Origin of the sequence: Hydrogenophaga sp. H7 (assembly GCF_002025745.1) — a bacterium.
Taxonomy (GTDB): Bacteria; Pseudomonadota; Gammaproteobacteria; order Burkholderiales; family Burkholderiaceae_C; genus Hydrogenophaga; species Hydrogenophaga pseudoflava.
In genome coordinates, this window is record NZ_MCIC01000018.1 from 165,128 (window position 1) to 183,288 (window position 18,161).

At 66.6% G+C, this 18,161-nt stretch carries 19 protein-coding genes; 12 read left to right on the plus strand and 7 right to left on the minus strand.

Annotation, left to right across the window (positions count from 1 at the left end; translation table 11 throughout):
• Position 1: 1 nt before the first annotated feature.
• Positions 2-1,222 (minus strand): hypothetical protein, encoded by a 1,221-nt coding sequence (locus BC358_RS18455; RefSeq protein WP_143434363.1) that lies wholly within the window; start codon positions 1,220-1,222, stop codon positions 2-4.
• A gap of 201 nt (positions 1,223-1,423) precedes the next feature.
• On the opposite strand from BC358_RS18455, the gene BC358_RS18460 reads away from it, so the two are divergent.
• The 7 genes from BC358_RS18460 (at position 1,424) to BC358_RS18490 (ending at position 9,778) form a co-directional block, all read left to right on the plus strand.
• Positions 1,424-2,707: a nitrate regulatory protein gene (locus tag BC358_RS18460; protein WP_079366955.1), complete on the plus strand. Its 1,284-nt coding sequence runs from the start codon at positions 1,424-1,426 to the stop codon at positions 2,705-2,707.
• A gap of 342 nt (positions 2,708-3,049) precedes the next feature.
• Complete coding sequence (locus BC358_RS18465; protein WP_143434364.1) at positions 3,050-4,327, plus strand: CmpA/NrtA family ABC transporter substrate-binding protein; 1,278 nt, start codon at positions 3,050-3,052, stop codon at positions 4,325-4,327.
• 21 nt (positions 4,328-4,348) lie between these two features.
• Entirely contained in the window at positions 4,349-5,275 is a 927-nt protein-coding gene (gene ntrB / locus BC358_RS18470; protein ID WP_079366956.1) for a nitrate ABC transporter permease, read from the plus strand.
• The gene (locus BC358_RS18475) at positions 5,272-6,072 is read left to right on the plus strand and encodes an ABC transporter ATP-binding protein (RefSeq protein ID WP_079366957.1); all 801 of its coding nucleotides are present in this window, start codon (positions 5,272-5,274) and stop codon (positions 6,070-6,072) included. Before ntrB ends, BC358_RS18475 begins: the two co-directional genes overlap by 4 nt.
• 204 nt (positions 6,073-6,276) lie before the next feature.
• Positions 6,277-7,491, plus strand: a complete 1,215-nt coding sequence (locus BC358_RS18480) for a nitrate/nitrite transporter (protein WP_079366958.1) — start codon at positions 6,277-6,279, stop codon at positions 7,489-7,491.
• A gap of 78 nt (positions 7,492-7,569) precedes the next feature.
• Positions 7,570-8,838, plus strand: a complete 1,269-nt coding sequence (gene serA / locus BC358_RS18485) for a phosphoglycerate dehydrogenase (protein WP_079366959.1) — start codon at positions 7,570-7,572, stop codon at positions 8,836-8,838.
• A gap of 241 nt (positions 8,839-9,079) precedes the next feature.
• Positions 9,080-9,778: a succinate dehydrogenase iron-sulfur subunit gene (locus BC358_RS18490; RefSeq protein WP_079366960.1), complete on the plus strand. Its 699-nt coding sequence runs from the start codon at positions 9,080-9,082 to the stop codon at positions 9,776-9,778.
• 1 nt (position 9,779) lies between these two features.
• On the opposite strand, the gene BC358_RS18495 is transcribed toward BC358_RS18490, so the two are convergent.
• Positions 9,780-10,697, minus strand: a complete 918-nt coding sequence (locus BC358_RS18495; protein WP_256861578.1) for a 3-hydroxyacyl-CoA dehydrogenase NAD-binding domain-containing protein — start codon at positions 10,695-10,697, stop codon at positions 9,780-9,782.
• A gap of 148 nt (positions 10,698-10,845) precedes the next feature.
• On the opposite strand from BC358_RS18495, the gene BC358_RS18500 reads away from it, so the two are divergent.
• Together BC358_RS18500 and argG are read left to right on the plus strand one after the other, a co-directional pair.
• On the plus strand, positions 10,846-11,163 hold the full coding sequence (locus tag BC358_RS18500) for a pyrimidine/purine nucleoside phosphorylase (protein ID WP_066149948.1): 318 nt from the start codon (positions 10,846-10,848) through the stop codon (positions 11,161-11,163).
• Between the two features lie 30 nt (positions 11,164-11,193).
• Positions 11,194-12,531, plus strand: a complete 1,338-nt coding sequence (argG, locus tag BC358_RS18505; RefSeq protein WP_066149945.1) for an argininosuccinate synthase — start codon at positions 11,194-11,196, stop codon at positions 12,529-12,531.
• A 142-nt stretch (positions 12,532-12,673) separates the two neighbouring features.
• On the opposite strand, the gene murB is transcribed toward argG, so the two are convergent.
• Positions 12,674-13,738 carry a UDP-N-acetylmuramate dehydrogenase gene (murB, locus tag BC358_RS18510; RefSeq protein ID WP_079366962.1) on the minus strand — a complete coding sequence of 355 codons (1,065 nt, stop codon included), beginning with the start codon at positions 13,736-13,738 and terminating at the stop codon, positions 12,674-12,676.
• A 39-nt stretch (positions 13,739-13,777) separates the two neighbouring features.
• Between murB and BC358_RS18515 the strand changes: the two genes are divergently transcribed.
• The 3 genes from BC358_RS18515 to BC358_RS18525 are packed head-to-tail and all read left to right on the plus strand — an operon-like array spanning position 13,778 to position 15,580.
• A complete protein-coding gene (locus tag BC358_RS18515; protein WP_079366963.1) occupies positions 13,778-14,269 on the plus strand; it encodes a YajQ family cyclic di-GMP-binding protein in 492 nt (163 codons plus the stop codon).
• A gap of 22 nt (positions 14,270-14,291) precedes the next feature.
• Positions 14,292-14,891, plus strand: coding sequence for a hypothetical protein (locus tag BC358_RS18520; RefSeq protein ID WP_143434365.1), 600 nt, complete (start codon positions 14,292-14,294; stop codon positions 14,889-14,891).
• A 20-nt stretch (positions 14,892-14,911) separates the two neighbouring features.
• Positions 14,912-15,580: a TIGR02281 family clan AA aspartic protease gene (locus BC358_RS18525; protein ID WP_079366965.1), complete on the plus strand. Its 669-nt coding sequence runs from the start codon at positions 14,912-14,914 to the stop codon at positions 15,578-15,580.
• Here BC358_RS18525 and BC358_RS18530 read toward each other — a convergent pair.
• From BC358_RS18530 to BC358_RS18545, 4 genes are read right to left on the minus strand one after another with little or no spacing between them, the layout of a single operon-like run.
• Positions 15,577-15,945: a RidA family protein gene (locus BC358_RS18530; protein ID WP_079366966.1), complete on the minus strand. Its 369-nt coding sequence runs from the start codon at positions 15,943-15,945 to the stop codon at positions 15,577-15,579. The genes BC358_RS18525 and BC358_RS18530 overlap by 4 nt on opposite strands.
• On the minus strand, positions 15,942-16,571 hold the full coding sequence (plsY, locus tag BC358_RS18535) for a glycerol-3-phosphate 1-O-acyltransferase PlsY (protein ID WP_066149927.1): 630 nt from the start codon (positions 16,569-16,571) through the stop codon (positions 15,942-15,944). Before plsY ends, BC358_RS18530 begins: the two co-directional genes overlap by 4 nt.
• Before the next feature lie 43 nt (positions 16,572-16,614).
• A complete protein-coding gene (locus tag BC358_RS18540; RefSeq protein WP_079366967.1) occupies positions 16,615-17,106 on the minus strand; it encodes an aminoacyl-tRNA deacylase in 492 nt (163 codons plus the stop codon).
• Positions 17,106-18,149, minus strand: a complete 1,044-nt coding sequence (locus tag BC358_RS18545) for an aldo/keto reductase (RefSeq protein ID WP_079366968.1) — start codon at positions 18,147-18,149, stop codon at positions 17,106-17,108. The genes BC358_RS18540 and BC358_RS18545 overlap by 1 nt, the downstream gene beginning before the upstream one ends.
• Between the last annotated feature and the right edge of the window lie 12 nt (positions 18,150-18,161).

Here is an 18,161-nt window from a genome sequence, read left to right on the forward strand (position 1 = left end):
CTCACGGATCGCCCGGCGGAACGCCTCGCCGAGCTTCCCGCTGGTGCAGGCACCCAGCGGACACTCGATGAAGGTGCCTTTGCTGCTGCGGAAAGCCAGCACCGCGTTGGCATTCGCGTAGATGTACCTGGGGGTTGGTGGGGTCGAAGTTCTGCGGCTGCCAGCCGGTGTAGACGGCTCCGTAGCGGCGGCTCGCCGGCGCGGTGGGGTCGGTGTAGATCGCTTCGGCCTGGGCCACGGTGCGACCATTCCAGCGGCTGGTGTCGCTGGTGTAGAAGGCGATGGCCTCCGGGTTGAGGCTCTGGTCCATGTCCGGGTAGAGCACCTGGAGGTTGTTGAACGCGAGAAGCGGCAGCCACGCAGACGTGCCCGGGGGCACCGGGTATTCGGTGATCAGGTTCCGCGTGGTCATCTTGCGGATGAGGTTCGCGCTCTGTTCGTCCGTGATCTTGGCGTTGTTGCCCCAGATGCCATGCGCGTTCTGGCGCACGTAGGTCCACTGTGCGTCCAGCGCGGCGTTGTCGGCCAGCTGGTTGTTGCCGTGCAGGGAAATGAAGACCCGCGGCCGGTTGGGGCCGGTCGGGCCGCAAGGCGGGCTGGCGCAGGCCGAGACCATCACGTGGTAACCCACGCCTTCGTACCGGTGCGTCGCGGTCATGGTGGCCTGCAGGCGCAGGCTTTCTTCCTCGCTGGCGGTGTAGAAGTGCACGCCCTGGCGCACCACGAGGAAGCGGTAGAGCGGCGTGAACCCGGCCGCTGGCGTCTGGCTGGCGTAGTAGGCGATGCCCTCGTAAGTGAACTGCGGGAGGTTGGCCTCGACATTGGCCCGCTCGGCCTCGCTGATGGTGTAGAAGTGGACACCGGTCTGCGTGTTGTAGAAGCGGTGCACCGGGCTCAGCCCGGCTCCGGCGGCGCCGGCCGCGTAGAAGGCCTCGCCCTCCGGGCTCATGTGGGCCGCGGTCCGGTACACCGCCTCGCGCTCTTCGATGCTGGTGGTGTAGAAGTGCGCGCCCGTGCCCGTGTTGTAGAAGCGGAACACCGCCACCCGGCCCGAAGCGGCCTTGCGCACATTCGCCACCCCGAGCGAGACAGGCACCGCGTCTGCGCCGCCGGTCGAAGACGTCGTCCTCGCGACCACGCCAGCACCGGCCGCCTGCTGCCGGGCGCTGGCCTCCTGGTCTGTCTGGCCACCACCACAGGCGGTCAGAAGACCCGCGGACAACACCGCCCACGCCACACCTCGCTTCAACCACACCATGGGCACCCTCTGCTTCCGGAAAACGCACGAACCCGGAATTGGACCCGAATCCCCCGCCGTCATCCGGCTCCAGCCCGCCGGGCTGACAGGCGGCGCCGTTTCACCCACCAGTCGGTGCGTCGTGCACACCGCGCGGCGGCACGAATGTTGCTGCCACCCCGGGGCATGAAATCGGCCTTCTGTTTCCTCATTGCCGCCAAGCGCTGTGAAATCGCCGGCCTGCAACAGCTGGCGCTGACCAGCGCCCTGGTCAACGCCACCGGCCGCTTCATCCATGCGCTGCAGCGCGAGCGCGGCCTGTCCAACCTGTACCTCGCCTCGCAAGGCCAGCACTGGGCCGATGAGCGCCTGGCCCAGGTGGCGTGCTGCGACGAGCTGCAGGCCGAGGTGCGCGCCTCCTTCGACACCCTGGACACCGAGACCCCGCGCGCCGGCAACGGCGCCCGCCTGTTCAGCCGCATCGCCTATGTGCTGCAGGGCCTGGACGCCCTGCCCCTGCTGCGCCTGCGTGTGCAGACACAGGTCTGGAGCGCCGCACGCGCCACCGCCGGCTACATCCGCCTGATCAACGGCCTGCTGGCGGTGGTGTTCGAGGCCGCCGACAGCGCCTCGGACCCCGACATCTCGCGCCGCCTGGTGGCCCTGTTCAACTTCATCCAGGGCAAGGAATTCGCCGGCCAGGAACGCGCCACCGGCTCGGCCCTGTTTGCGGCGGGCTGCGCGCAGGCCGACGGCCAGCAGCGCCTGCTGCACCTGATCGACTCGCAGGAACGCTGCCTGCAGGTGTTCGCCGACTTCGCCAGCGAGCCGCTGCGCGAGGCCTGGGCCGCCGTGCAGCGGCACGACACGCAGGCCTCGCTGGAGCGGCTGCGCCGCATCCTGGCCACCTCGCTGCCCGGCGGCCCGCTGGACACCGGCCTGAGCCAGATCTGGTTCGACGCCTGCACCGCCCGCATGGACACCATGAAGACGGTGGAGGACGCGCTGGCCGCCGAGCTGGAGGCCCTGTGCCACCAGCGCCTGGCGGCCGCCACCCGCGACCTGGCCGACTTCCAGAAGTGGCAGCGCGCCGAGTCGCTGGGCGAGGACCTGCCCGAGCACGGCGACTTCTTCGACGAAGGCCAGGCCGCCCCCGCGCCGCCGGTGAACCTGGGGCACCCGGTGCAGGCCTACGGCCCGCAGGTGGAACGCTCGATCCTCGAACTGGTGCACGAACAGGCGCAGCGCCTGCAGCAGATGGGTGACGAGCTGGACATGGTCCGTGCCAGCCTGAACGAACGCAAGATCGTCGAACGCGCCAAGGGCCTGCTGATGGCACACCGCCAGCTCAGCGAGCACGAGGCGCACAAGACGCTGCGCCAGATGGCGATGAACCAGAACCGGCGCCTGGTGGACGTGGCGCAGGCGGTGCTGGCCATGGCCGAGATCCTGCCGCCGGGCCTGCGCTGAGCCGCCCTGCTGCGGCGCACAAAAGCTGTGCCGCACCACAACAGCGCACCAGTTTGAAGCCACCCCGACGGCGTCCGCCGCCCCACCGCCTCACTGAGCGTTTCAAAAAACACATACAAATCAAAAACTTACCCCAACACGGCGGCACAGAGCAACAAGCTGGCACGGTCCGTGCTGAAGGATGGACAACGGGACGTGCCAATGGCGGCACACCCTCCCGACCGTCTCAGGACACTCAGGACAACGGCGTCCATTTCTCGCCCCCGACAGGGGGGCCTGGAATGGGCGCCGTTTTGTTTTTCCGGTTTCAGTTTTTGGTTTTTTTCTTCACAGGAGTTGAGCATGAACGACCACCGCGCCACGACACCCGAGACCGCCGCCGCGCCCGCCGCCGACAGCGGCTCGCGCCGCGACTTCATCAAGAAGGGCGCGGCCGCCGCCACCGTCTTCTCCACCCTGGGCCACAGCGGCGTCTGGGCCGCCGGCTCCGACGCGCCGGAGAAGACCGAGGTCAAGATCGGTTTCATCCCGCTGACCGACTGCGCCAGCGTGGTGATGGCCAGCGTGCTGGGCTTCGACAAGAAATACGGCGTGACCATCGTGCCGACCAAGGAGGCGAGCTGGGCCGGCGTGCGCGACAAGCTGGTCAACGGCGAGCTGGACTTCGCCCACGTGCTCTATGGCCTGGTCTACGGTGTGCACATGGGCACGGCCGGCCCCAAGAAGGACATGGCGGTGCTGATGAGCCTGAACAACAACGGCCAGGCGATCACGCTGTCCAAGGCGCTGGCCGACAAGGGCGCGGTGGACGGCCCGTCCCTGGCCAGGTTCATGGCCGCCAACAAACGCGAGTACACCTTCGCGGGCACCTTCCCGACCGGCACCCACGCCATGTGGATGCACTACTGGCTGGCCGCCGCGGGCATCAACCCGCTGTCGGGCGCCAAGCTGATCACCGTGCCGCCGCCGCAGATGGTGGCCAACATGCGCGTGGGCAACATGGACGGCTTCTGCGTGGGCGAGCCCTGGAACCACCGCGCCATCATGGACGGCATCGGCATCACGGCCAACACCACGCAGGACCTCTGGAAGGACCACCCTGAAAAGGTGCTGGGCACCACGGCCGAGTTCACCAAGAAGTACCCCAACACCACGCGCGCCGTGATGATGGCCGTGCTCGAAGCCAGCAAGTGGATCGATGCCGGTCTGCAGAACAAGCTGAAGATGGCCGAGACCGTGGCGCAGAAGGCCTACATCAACACCGGTGTCGACGCGATCAACCAGCGCATTCTGGGCCGTTACCAGAACGGCATGGGCAAGACCTGGGACGACCCCAACCACATGAAGTTCTTCAACGACGGCAAGGTCAACTTCCCCTACCTGTCCGACGGCATGTGGTTCCTCACCCAGCACAAGCGCTGGGGCCTGATCAAGAGCCACCCCGACTACCTCGGCATCGCGAAGCAGATCAACCAGATCGAGCTCTACAAGTCCGTCGCAGGCGCCATGGGCATCAGCGTGCCCAAGGACCCGATGCGCAGCAGCAAGCTGATGGACGGCGTGGTGTGGGACGGCAAGGACCCCGCCAAGTACGCCGACGGCTTCGCCATCAAGGCCTGACCCTTCACAAGGAGCACCACCATGGTCGCCGCTGTTTTTCACATGCCGCTGGAGGCTTCGGCCCCGCCCGCCGCCAGCCCCACCACCTCGCCGATCGCCAAAGCCATGACCGCCTCTCAAGCCAGGCCCGCCGCAGCGCCCCCTGCTCCGAAAAAGCCCGCGGTCGATCTGCGCAGCTTCTGGATGGCCGTGCTGCCGCCGGTGCTGGGTCTGGCGGTGCTCGTGCTGGTCTGGCAGGCCATCGCGTCCACCTCCAACAGCGGCATACCCAAACCGGCCGAGACCTGGGCGCAGGCGGTGCAGGTGTTCTCCGACCCGTTCTACCGCAACGGTCCGAACGACCAGGGCGTGGGCTGGAACGTGCTGGCCTCGCTGCAGCGCGTGGCCATCGGCTTCGGCATGGCGGCGCTGGTGGGCATCCCGGCGGGCTTTGCCATCGGCCGCTCGGTCTTCCTCTCGCGCATGTTCAACCCGCTCATCAGCCTGCTGCGCCCGGTCTCGCCGCTGGCCTGGCTGCCCATCGGTCTGCTGGTGTTCAAGGGCGCCAACCCGGCCGCCATCTGGACCATCTTCATCTGCTCGATCTGGCCCATGGTCATCAACACCGCGGTGGGCGTGCAGCGCGTGCCGCAGGACTACATGAACGTGGCCCGCGTGCTCAACCTCAGCGAGTGGAAGATCTTCACCAAGATCCTGTTCCCCGCCGTGCTGCCCTACCTGCTGACCGGCGTGCGCCTGGCGGTGGGCACCGCCTGGCTGGTGATCGTAGCGGCGGAGATGCTGACCGGCGGCGTGGGCATCGGCTTCTGGGTCTGGGACGAGTGGAACAACCTCAACGTCTCCAGCATCATCATCGCCATCTTCGTGATCGGCATCGTCGGCCTGCTGCTGGAGTTCGCGCTCATCAAGCTGGCCTCTCTCTTCACCTATGAGGAAGTGAAAGCATGAACACGAAGTACATCGACATCCAGGGCGTCGAGCAGACCTTCAAGACCAGAAAGGGCCTGTTCCCCGCGCTCAAGGACATCAACCTCTCCGTCGCCAAAGGCGAGTTCGTCGCGCTGATCGGCCACTCGGGCTGCGGCAAGTCCACACTGCTGAACCTGATCGCCGGCCTGACCACGCCCACCAGCGGCGTGCTGCTGTGCGCCGACAAGGAAATCGCTGGCCCTGGCCCCGAGCGCGCCGTGGTGTTCCAGAACCATTCGCTGCTGCCCTGGCTGACCTGCTACGAGAACATCTTCCTGGCTGTGGAGCGGGTGTTCGGCCGCACCGAAACCCGCATCCAGCTGAAGGTGCGCACCGATGCGGCGCTGGAACTGGTGGGCCTGAAGGCCGCCGCGCAGAAGCGCCCCGGCGAAATCTCGGGCGGCATGAAGCAGCGCGTGGGCATTGCCCGTGCGCTGTCGATGGAGCCCAAGGTGCTGCTGATGGACGAGCCCTTCGGCGCGCTGGACGCGCTCACCCGCGCCAAGCTGCAGGACGAGCTGCTGGAGATCGTCGGCAAGACCCACGCCACCGTGGTCATGGTCACGCACGACGTGGACGAGGCGGTGCTGCTGTCCGACAAGATCGTGATGATGACCAACGGGCCGGCCGCCACCATCGGCGAGGTGCTGAGCGTCGACCTGCCGCGCCCGCGCCACCGCGTCGCCCTGGCCGACGATCCGCAGTACCAGCAGCACCGCAAGGCGGTCATCGACTTCCTCTACACGCGCCAGGCGCACGTCGAGAAAGCCGCCTGAGCGCACGCACCCCAAGCTGGTGCATCCCGCCCGTGATTCGACGGGCACGAAGCTTGCAAGAAATCGGGCGAAGGCTGACGAAGGCCTTCCCTCTCTGCGCCACGCCGCGTTCGCGGTGAACAGGCGCCTCCGCGACCGCAGCGCCCGCCCGGGTGGCCTGCGGCCGTGGTGCATCCACCCCGCCCCACTCCACAGACCACGACCATGGCCGGATTCCGCTCGTTCCTCCAAAGTGGCCACACGCCCACGCTGTTCGCCGCCTTTTTCTACCTGATGTTCTCCTTCGTCATCTGGGTGATGAACGGCGCCATGGCCCCCTTCATCAGCGAGGAGTTCAACCTCACCGCCGCTCAGAAGGGCCTGCTGCTGTCCATCCCCATCGTGGCCGGCGCCATCATGCGTTTCCCCCTGGGCCTGCTGGCGCAGTACGTGGGCCGCAAGACCGCCACGCTGGTCGAGCTGAGCCTGATCACGCTGACCATGGCCTTCGGCTACTTCTTCGTGCACAGCTACGACGACCTGCTGAAGATGGCGCTGCTGCTGGGCGTAGCCGGCGCCAGCTTCGGCGTGGCCATGTCGCTGGGCGCGGGCTGGTACCCGCCGAAATACAAGGGACTGGCCATGGGCCTCGTGGGCGCGGGCAATGTGGGCACCGCCGTGGCCGCGCTGCTCGCGCCGCCGCTGGCGCAGACGTTCGGCTGGCAGACGGTGTACGGCTTCGCCGCCCTCGCCTCCTTCGTGCCCATGCTGGTGGTGGCCTTCATGGCCAAGGAACCGCCCGACCGCGACGAACATGCGAACCTGAAAGACCACCTGGCCTGCCTGCTGGAGAAGGACGGCTGGGTGTTCAGCCTGATCTACGTCGTCACCTTCGGCGGCTTCATCGGCATCACCACCTTTCTGCCCACCTACTACTACGACCAGTTCGGCGTGAGCAAGGTGCAGGCCGGCCAGCTCACCATGCTCGCCGCCTTCATGGGCGCCGCAGTGCGCGTCTTCGGCGGCTGGATTTCGGACCACTGGGGCGGTGTCAACACCCTGACCGTGGTGCTGGTGGTGGTGGCCGCGGCGCTGGTCGGCGTGGGCCTGTCCTCGCAGTCCATCGTGCTCACCACCCTGCTGCTCATCGTGTGTTTTGCTGCGCTGGGCGCGGGCAACGGTGCGTTGTTTCAGTTGGTACCGCTGCGCTGGCCCACCTCCACCGCCGTGGCCGGCTCGATGATCGGAGAGATCGGCGCCCTCGGCGGCGGCCTGGTGCCCATGCTCATGGGCCAGTCCAAACAGAACACCGACAGCTTCCTCACCGGCTTCATCGTGCTGGCCGTGTTTTCGCTGCTGATGCTGGGTGTGATGCGCAAGATGCAGGTGCGCTGGACGCGGACCTGGGCGGAGAAAGGTGGGCGGGCGCGGACCGCGTGACGGGCCTACCCGCAACCGGCTGAGGGGTATGAGCCGCGAAGAGGGCGCCAGCGAAAGAAGTGACTACATTCATCAGCCATGAATGCAAGCACCACGACGCCCCAGACTCCACCGCCTCGCCCGAAAACCTCGACCGACAAGAGCAAGATCCGCTTCCTGTTGCTGGAAGGCATTCACCCCTCGGCCGTCGAGGTGCTGCGCGCGGCGGGCTACAGCCAGATCGAGAGCCTTCCAGGGGCCCTGCCCGACGATGAACTCAAGGCCAAGATCGCCGACGTGCACTTTCTGGGCATCCGCTCGCGCACCCAGCTCACCGCCGAGGTGCTGAGCCACACCCACCGCCTGGCCGCCGTGGGCTGCTTCTGCATCGGCACCAACCAGGTGGACCTGGCCGCGGCGCGCGAACGCGGCATCGCGGTGTTCAACGCCCCCTTCTCCAACACCCGTTCGGTGGCCGAACTGGTGCTGGCCGAAGCCATCCTGCTGATGCGCGGAGTCCCCGAAAAGAACGCCGTGGCGCACCGCGGCGGCTGGCTGAAATCGGCCAGCAACTCGTTCGAGATCCGCGGCAAGACACTGGGCATCGTGGGCTATGGCGCCATCGGCACGCAACTCTCGGTGCTGGCCGAAGCGCTGGGCATGCAGGTGGTGTTTTTTGACGTCGCGACCAAGCTGCCACTGGGCAACGCCAGACCGCTCACCAGCCTGGACGAGCTGATGGCCACCGCCGACGTGGTGAGCCTGCACGTGCCCGAAACGCCCGCCACGCAATGGATGATCGGCGCCGCCCAGATCGCGCGCATGAAGCCCAGCGCCGTGCTGATCAACGCCTCGCGCGGCACCGTGGTGCAGGTGGACGCGCTGGCCAGCGCGCTGCAAAACCAGTCCTTGCTCGGAGCCGCCATCGACGTCTTCCCCGAAGAGCCCCACAGCAACAAGGACACGTTCGAATCGCCCCTGCGCGGCCTGGACAACGTGATCCTCACGCCGCACATCGGCGGCTCCACGCTGGAGGCGCAGGAGAACATCGGCATCGAGGTGGCGGAAAAGCTGGTCAAGTACAGCGACAACGGCACCACCACCTCGGCCGTCAACTTTCCCGAGGTGGCCCTGCCCGCGCACCCCGGCAAACACCGCCTGCTGCACATCCATCGCAATGTGCCCGGCGTGCTCTCCGGCATCAACCGCATTTTTTCGAACCACCAAATCAACATCTCGGCGCAGTACCTGCAGACGCGCGACGACGTGGGCTACGTGGTGATGGACATCGACGCTGCGCACTCCGAGCTGGCGCTGGCCGAGCTGGCGCGCGTGCCGGGCACCCTGCGCAGCCGCGTGCTGTTCTGAGGGCTGGCGCCGCACCTGCTGGCCGCCAGCCAGTCGCAGGATGCGCAAGAAGCGTCAGCGCACGGGCAGGCTTGTGCGGACACCATAAAACGGCACAATGCCGTGAAATGGCCAGCGACCTCTCCACTCGGCCAGGCTGCACAGCTCACTCACTCACCATCCATTCGGAAGACCAGATGCGCCACCTGGTGGATCACGCGGACCGCCTCCAGTCCGAGCAGGCTGGCTGAGGGAACGGCTCATGCGGGTCTTCAACATCTTCCGCTACGACCCGGACAAGGATGTAGCGCCGCGCATGCAGCGCTACCAGATCGACGTGCATCCGGGCGACCGGATGCTGCTGGATGTCCTGATCCGACTCAAGGCCATGGACCCGACACTGAGCTTCCGCCGGTCCTGCCGCGAGGGTGTCTGTGGTTCAGACGCCATGAACATCAATGGCAAGAACGGGCTGGCCTGCCTCACCAACATGACGACCTTGCCGCAGACCGTGACCCTCAAGCCACTGCCTGGGCTGCCGGTGGTGCGCGACCTGTTCGTCGACATGACCGGATATTTCAAGCAGTACCACTCGGTCAAGCCGTGGCTCATGACCGAGTCGCCGCCACCATCCCGGGAGCGACTGCAGTCCAGCCAAGCCCGTGAAGAACTCAACGGCCTGTACGAATGCATTCTGTGCGCCTGCTGTTCGAGCGCGTGCCCGAGCTTCTGGTGGAACCCGGACAAGTACGTTGGCCCTGCTGGCCTGCTACAGGCCTACCGATTTCTCGTGGACAGTCGCGATGAGGCCACCGGAGCAAGGCTGGACAACCTGCACGACCCCTATCGCCTGTTCCGCTGTCGCACCATCCTGAACTGCACCGATGTGTGCCCCAAGGGTCTGAACCCGGCACTGGCCATCGGCAAGATCAAGGAAATGATGGTGCGGCGCGCTGCCTGACTCAGTCAGGCGCAACCCCCAGCACCGCAAACGCCGCCTGCAAGCGCGCCTCGTACCGCTGCCTGAACGCGGCCACTTCGTCGGGCGTCCACTCCTCAAACCCCGCGCCGCTCTTCATGCCGGTGCGACCCTGCCTCACCAGATCGGCCACGCAGGCCGGCGGGGTGCTGATGTTCGACAGGCTGGGGTAGACCGACGCGCCGGAGGCGACGTGTGTGTCCCATCCGGACATTTCTTTCTGCGCCATGGGGCCAAGCGCGGCGAAGCGGAAACCGAAGCCGAAGCGCACCGCGTCGTCGATGTCCTGCGGGGTGACCAGCCCACGATCCACCAGCGAGAGGGCTTCGCGCATCAGCGCGTGCTGCAGGCGCGTGATGAGCAGGCCGGGGATGTACTGCCTGATCAGCGTGGTCTTCTTGCCGGTGGCCTGGATGAGGCGGCACACGCCTTCGGCCAGCGGCAGGCTCGTCCTGGAACCCATCGCCACCTCCACCATGGGCACGATGTGCGCGGGCATGGAGTAGTGCACGTTGAGCATGCGATCGGTGGTGCCCAGACCCTCGGTCATCTCGTCGATGCCATAACCCGAACTGTTGCTGCCGATGGGAATGTGCGGCGGCACGCGGTGGTCAAGGTCGGCGAACAGGGCGCGCTTGGCGGCCAGGTCCTCGCTGATGGTTTCGATGACCAGGGCCACGCCGCCCCAGTCGTTCCATTCGTTCAGGTCGGCGGCCAACAAGGGACCGGGTGGATGCACCGGCTGCAGCGTCGCGGCCAGTGCGCCGATGGCGGGCAGCCGGGCCTGCAATCGGGCCACATCGCGGCCGAGCAGCACCACGGTGTGGCCAGCGGCGCTGAAGATGGCAGCGATGCCAGCGCCCATGTGGCCGGAGCCGATGATCACGATGGTGTGGTTCACGAGCGTGTGCCTTGGTTGGGACGGGCTGGACAGAATACCGGCAGAGTCATCCGGCCGACCACATCGCAGGTGCGTTGGACGTGGTCCACTAAAATTACTGGTTGCCCGGGCGCCGTTCGGCGCCCGTTTCTTTTTCCGGACCCTCCTCATGACCACCTCGCGCATCGACGGCGTTGCCGTCACCACCCAGGCCAATGTCTACTTCGACGGCAAGTGCGTCAGCCATGGCATCACCTTCCCCGACGGCACCAAAAAGTCGGTCGGCGTGGTGCTGCCCGCCACCCTGACCTTCAACACCGGCGCGCCCGAGATCATGGAATGCGTGGCCGGTGGCTGCGAGTACAAGCTGGCCGGCACCGATGCCTGGATCAAGTCCGGCCCGGGCGACAAGTTCAGCGTGCCCGGCAACAGCAGCTTCGACATCCGCGTGACCGAGGCCTACCACTACATCTGCCACTTCGGCTGATCCGCGGCCGATCCCAAAGAGAGCACACACATGGCCACCATTCTTCAGAACCTGCCCGCCCAGCAGAAAGTCGGCATCGCCTTCTCCGGCGGCCTGGACACCTCCGCCGCCCTGCTGTGGATGAAGCAGAAGGGCGCCCTGCCCTACGCCTACACCGCCAACCTCGGCCAGCCCGACGAGAGCGACTACGAAGAGATCCCGCGCAAGGCCATGGCCTACGGCGCTGAAAAAGCCCGCCTGGTGGACTGCCGCCTGCAGCTGGCGCACGAAGGTATTGCCGCCATCCAATGCGGCGCCTTCCACATCAGCACCGGCGGCATCACCTACTTCAACACCACCCCGCTGGGCCGCGCCGTGACCGGCACCATGCTGGTGGCCGCCATGAAGGAGGACGACGTCCACATCTGGGGCGACGGCAGCACCTTCAAGGGCAACGACATCGAGCGCTTCTACCGCTATGGCCTGCTGACCAACCCGAGCCTGAAGATCTACAAGCCCTGGCTGGACCAGCGCTTCATCGACGAGCTGGGCGGCCGCAAGGAAATGAGCGAGTTCCTGATCGCCAACGGCTTCGACTACAAGATGTCGGTCGAGAAGGCCTACAGCACCGACAGCAACATGCTCGGCGCCACGCACGAGGCCAAGGACCTTGAGCACCTCAACAGCGGCATCCGCATCGTCAACCCCATCATGGGCGTGGCGTTCTGGAAGCCGGAGGTGGAAGTGAAGGCCGAAGAGGTCACGATCCGCTTCGAGGAAGGCCAGCCGGTCGCCCTCAACGGCCAGACCTTCGCCTCGCCGGTCGAGCTGTTCCTCAAGGCCAACGAGATCGGCGGCCGCCACGGTCTGGGCATGAGCGACCAGATCGAGAACCGCATCATCGAAGCCAAGAGCCGCGGCATCTACGAAGCCCCGGGCATGGCATTGCTGCACATCGCCTACGAGCGACTGGTCACCGGCATCCACAACGAGGACACGATCGAGCAGTACCGCATCAACGGCCTCAAGCTCGGCCGCCTGCTGTACCAGGGCCGCTGGTTCGACCCGCAGTCCATCATGCTGCGCGAAACCGCCCAGCGCTGGGTGGCCCGCGCCGTGACCGGCGAAGTGACGCTGGAGCTGCGCCGCGGCAACGACTACTCCATCCTCAACACCGAGTCGCCCAACCTGACCTACGCGCCCGAGCGCCTGTCGATGGAAAAGGTGGAAGACGCGCCGTTCAGCCCGCTGGACCGCATCGGCCAGCTGACCATGCGCAACCTGGACATCACCGACACCCGCGCCAAGCTGGGCATCTACGCCCACACCGGCCTGCTGTCGATGGGCGACGGCACGTCGGAGATCTTCAAGCTCGAAGGCGGGAAGTGATCTGACTTCGTGGAGCGGGCGGTGCCGGGGTGCGGCGCTGCGCCGCTCATGTCCCCCGGCGGCCTGCGGCCGCCTCCTCCTTTACTTCGCTTTGCAGCACCCCACCCCGGCACCGCCGTGGGCACGCAAAGAATCGAAGACTTCAGATGACGACTGGTTCCGGCTCCAGCCGGATGCCAAAGCGCTCGTAGACGCTGGTCTGGATCGCCTTGGCCAGGGTCATCACCTCGCCACCGGTGCAAGGGTGCTCGTCATCCCCCCGGTTGACCAGCACCAGCGCCTGCTTGTCGTACACGCCCGCATGGCCCATGGTCTTGCCCTTCCAGCCGCAGGCGTCGATGAGCCAGCCGGCGGCCAGCTTGATGCTGCCGTCATCCATCGGGTAGTGCACCACCTTCGGATCGCGCGCGATGATGTCGGCGCACTGCTCGGGCGTCACCGTCGGGTTCTTGAAGAAGCTGCCGGCGTTGCCGATGACGGCCGGGTCGGGCAGCTTGGCGCGGCGGATCGCGACCACCCAGTCGAAGATCTGGCGCGCATCGGGCTGGCGGATGCCCGTCTCGTCCATCTTGCGCTCCAGGTCCAGATAGCCCAGCACCGGTTTCCAGGGCTTGGGCAGCCAGAAGCGCACCCGCGTGATGAGTGCACGACCTTTCAGGCCAAAACTGCGCTCGTCCGAGGGTGCGTGCTTGAACACCGAATCGCGGTAACCGAAACCGCACTGGGCCGCATCCAGCGAAAACATCCGCCCGGTCTCCAGGTCCATCGCGTCCAGCGAGTGGAACCGGTCCTGCAGCTCGACGCCATAGGCGCCAATGTTCTGCACCGGCGCCGCCCCCACCGTGCCCGGGATCAGCGCCATGTTCTCCAGCCCCGGCCAGCCCTGCTCCAGCGTCCAGTGCACGAAGTCGTGCCAGCCCTCTCCGCCGCCGGCCTCCACCAGCCAGCCCTTGTCCGTTTCTTCGACCAGCCGCCGCCCGGCGATCTCCACCTTGAGAACCAGGGCCTTGAGGTCTCCCGTCAGCACCAGGTTGCTCCCGCCGCCCAGCACGAACACCGGGTGTTCCGCCGACGGCTGCCGCCAGTCGGGGCTGGCCATCAGGCCGAGCAGATCATCGACGGAGCGCAGACGAACGAGGCGTTGCGCACGCGCGGCGATGCCGAAGGTGTTCATCGGCTGGAGGGCGACATTGTTCTCGACTAACATCCATGGATTGTCTCATTCACGCATCCGGGAGTACCACTCATGCCCTCTTTCGACACCGTTCTTGAAGCCGATTTCGTGGAAGTGAAAAACGCGGTCGACCAGGTGGCCAAGGAGATCGGCACGCGCTTCGATTTCAAGGGCACCAGCGCCGGCATCGAGCTCAAGGAAAAAGACAAGGAAATCACCCTGTTCGGCGACGCCGACTTCCAGCTCCAGCAGGTCGAGGACATCCTGCGCAACAAGATGACCAAGCGCAACGTCGACGTGCGCTTCCTGGACATCGGCAAGGTCGAGAAGATCGGCGGCGACAAGGTCAAGCAGGTGGTCAAGGTGCGCAATGGCATCGCCAGCGAAGACGCCAAGAAGATCCAGCAGACCATCAAGAACAGCAAGATGAAGGTGCAGGCCGCGATCCAGGGCGACGCGGTGCGCGTGACCGGCGCCAAGCGCGACGACCTGCAGGCGGCGATGGCCCTGATCCGCAGCGAACTCAAGGAACTGCCGCTGGGCTTCAACAACTTCCGCGACTGAGCGACACCGGCTCCCTCGCCTCATGCGCAGCCCCTTCTGTCCTGTCCCGGCGCTGGTCCTGGCAATACCGCTGATGCTCGGCGGGCCGGCTCTCGCCGCTGTCTTCAAGTGCAAGGCCCCGGATGGCGCCACCATCTTCCAGGACAGCGAATGTGGTCCCGGAAGCCAGCCGCTGCAGGCGCCGAAAGCTGGCAACAGCCCCCCGGTCGATCTGACCCAGCCTCTGGACAAACGATTCAAGACACCCGAAGAAAGGGACCGGCTGATGGCGGCCCTCAAGATCGCAGGGCTTGATCTGGGCATGCGCAAAGGCATCGAGTTCTGCAAGACCCACGCGGCCGCGCATGTGGCCGGCATCGAGCAGGTCTACAGCGAGTGGCGCCAGCAGCACGCAGCGGCGATCAACACCGCCGACCGGCTGATCGAGAAGTACACCACCACGCGCGAGCGTGCCGATGGTGTCAGCGACATCGTCGCCCTGCTGGAGCAGTCCCTTCAAACACGGGCCGGCAACGATGCGGCGCGCAACACGGACAACTGCAAGAGCGCGCCGGTCAAGCTGCGCTCCTTCCTGGACAACCGCCACACCGATATCTATTCGGCGGTCGGCAGCGGCCGCTGATACTCACCACGTGGGGATGCATGTCGACGAAGCCCGTCTTTCACGCCGTGTCGACCGCCCTGCTCCTGACCCTGCTCGCGGGTCAGGCGGCCGCCCAGACCTCACCACAGGTGGCACTGTCCGGCGTGTCCGGGCAGAAGGCCTTGCTCGTGGTCGACGGCGCTGCACCAAAGTTCCTGGTCGCCGGACAGACACACCAGGGAGTGAAGCTCCTGTCGGTGGATGGTGACTCGGCCACCGTGGACATCCAGGGCCAGCGACACGTGTTGCAGGTGGGCGCGGCGCCGGTGAGCGTCGGCAACGGGCGTTCGGACGGGGGAGGACAGCGCATCGTGCTGACCGCCGACCCCAGCGGCCACTTCCTGCCCGATGGCCAGATCAACGGCAAGTCGGTGAAGTTTCTGGTGGACACCGGCGCCACCACCGTCGCCCTCGGGGCGGCCGAAGCCCGGCGCATCAACCTGAAGTACGACCACGGGCGCCGCATCCAGATGAGCACCGCCAATGGCCTGTCCACTGGCTACCTGATCCGTCTGGCGTCGGTGCGGGTGGGCGATGTCGTGGCCTACGACGTGGACGCCGTGGTCTCGCCACAGCCCATGCCCTTCGTGCTGCTGGGCAACAGCTTCCTCAACCGCTTCCAGATGCAGAAGAACAACGACCAGCTGACGCTGGAGAAACGTTTCTAGACCTGCGCCGCGGTCACGACGATCTCGATCTTCCACACCGGGTCGGCCAGCGCGGCCTGCACCGTCGCCCGGGGCGGCGCGGTGCCCGGCACCACCCAGGCGTCCCAGACCTCGTTCATGGCCCCGATCTCGCGGATGTCGGTCAGGTAGATCTGCGTGCGCAGGATGCGCGACTTGTCGCTGCACGCTTCCTTCAGCCGTTGCTCGACCTGGGCCAACACGTCGGCGGTCTGGCTGCGGATGTCGGTGGCCTCGCATTCCGGCACCATGCCGGCGAGGTAGACCACGCCGTTGAACACGGCGGCTTCGCTGTAGCGCGCGGCCATGCCGTGGCGCTGAATCTCTCGGGTGGTGTCGTGGCTCATGACTTCTTCGCTCCCAGCTTGCTTTCCTTGCCTGCGAGCAGGCGGTTGATGTTTTCCGCATGCCGCCAGATCAGCAGCAGGGCCATGAGCGCCAGCGCCAGCACCTGGGTCGACGGTGCGGTCCAGGCCACGTGGTTGCCGAACAGGAAGAACGTGGGCGCGAAGATGGCCGTGACCATGGACGCCAGCGACGAATAGCGGAACGCGTAGGCCACGATCACCCAGGTCAGCAGCGAGGCCAGCCCCAGCCAGGGGTTGAAGCCGATGATCACGCCCGCCGCGGTGGCCACGCCCTTGCCGCCCTCGAATCGGAAAAACACCGGCCAGAGGTGACCCAGGAAGGCCGCCAGCCCGACCAGGGCCACCGAGCCATCGCCCAGGCCCCAGGCCTCGCCCCACCATTTCACGGCCACCACCGGCACCCAGCCCTTGAGCGCGTCCAGCAGCAGCGTGAGGATGGCCGCCTTCTTGCTGCCCGAGCGCAGCACGTTGGTGGCGCCCGGGTTCTTGCTGCCGTAGGTGCGGGGGTCCTGCAGCCCCATGAGGCGGCTGACGACCACGGCAAACGACAGCGATCCGATCAGGTAGGCCACGACGGTGGCGATGGCGGGGGTCAGGAATTCCACGTTCGACGTCCTTGTTGACGCCGCACGGCGGCGGCGCGGGCAACTATTCTGCCAGCGCGCACTGCACCGGCTTCGCGCCCAGCGGCCCCACGAGCACGGCGGAATCGATGCCGACCAGAAAGCCGCGGCGCCCGCCGTTGATCCAGATCTTCGGCAATTCGAGCACGGTCGACTCCACGTAGACCGGCATGTCGCGCTTCAGGCCGAACGGCGAGGTGCCGCCCACCAGATAGCCGCTGTGGCGGTTGGCCACCTCGGGCTTGCAGGGCTCGACCGACTTGGCGCCGATCTGCCGAGCGAGGTTCTTGGTGGACACTGTGCGGTTGCCGTGCATCAGGATGGCCAGCGGCTTCGCCGCCTCGTCCTGCATGATCAGCGTCTTGACCACCGCGAACGGGTCGAAGCCCAGCACCGCCGCGCTGTGCTGGGCCCCGCCGTGCTCCAGGTACTCGTAGGGATGCTCGGTGAACACCACGCCGTGGGCCTTGAGCCAGGCGGCGGCGGGCGTTTCACTGACGTAGCTCTTCTTCGCCATCACTGGGCCGGGTCGCGCAGCTCCCAGCGGATCGTGTCGATGGCCTTGAGCAGCTCGGGCGAGAGCGTGGTGTCCCACGCGTCCAGGCACTGCTCCAGTTGTGTCACCGAGGTCACGCCGATGATGGTGCTGGCCACCTTGGGGTGGTGGTAGCAGAAGGCCAGCGCCAGCTGGGCCGGCGTCAGGCCGTGTTCGCGCGCCAGCGCGTTGTAGCGTTTCGCGGCGGCCAACGCCTCAGGCCTGCCCCAACGCTGCGCCTTCATGCTGTCGAACAGGGCCATGCGGCCGTGGTTGCCGACCAGCCCGGTTTCGTCGTACTTGCCGGTCAGCAGGCCGAAGCCCAGCGGCGAGTAGGCCAGCAGCGACACCCCCAGGCGGTGGCAGGTTTCGTCCAGGCCGTTTTCGTAGGCGCGGTTGATCAGGCAGTACGGGTTCTGCACCGTGGCCACGCGCGGCAGGCCCATCTGCTCGGCGATGCGCACGAACTCGTGCACGCCGTAGGGCGACTCGTTGGACAGGCCGATGGCGCGCACCTTGCCGGCCTTGACCAGCTCGGCCATGGCTTCGAGCTGCACCTCGATGGACGGCATGGGCCGGTCCTTGGCCGGATCGAAGTAGATCGCGCCAAACGCCGGCACGTTGCGCGCTGGCCAATGGATCTGGTAGAGGTCGATGACGTCCGTCTGCAGGCGCTTGAGGCTGCCTTCGCAGGCTTCGATGATCCCGGCCTTGCTGACTTCGCCGCGAATCCAGGGCATCCCGCGCGCCGGGCCGGCGACCTTGGTCGCCAGCACCACCTTCTGCCGCGCGCCGGGGTTCTTGGCGAACCAGTTCCCGATGATGGTTTCGGTGGAGCCGCAGGTCTCGGCCCTGGCCGGCACCGAGTACATCTCGGCGGCGTCGATGAAGTTGACACCGCGCGCCAGCGAGCGGTCGAGGATGGCGTGGGCGTCGGCCTCGTTCACCTGCTCGCCAAAGGTCATGGTGCCCAGGCAGATGGGGGTGACGGACAGGCCACTCTGGCCGAGGGTGACGTGGTTCATGGGTGGTTCTGG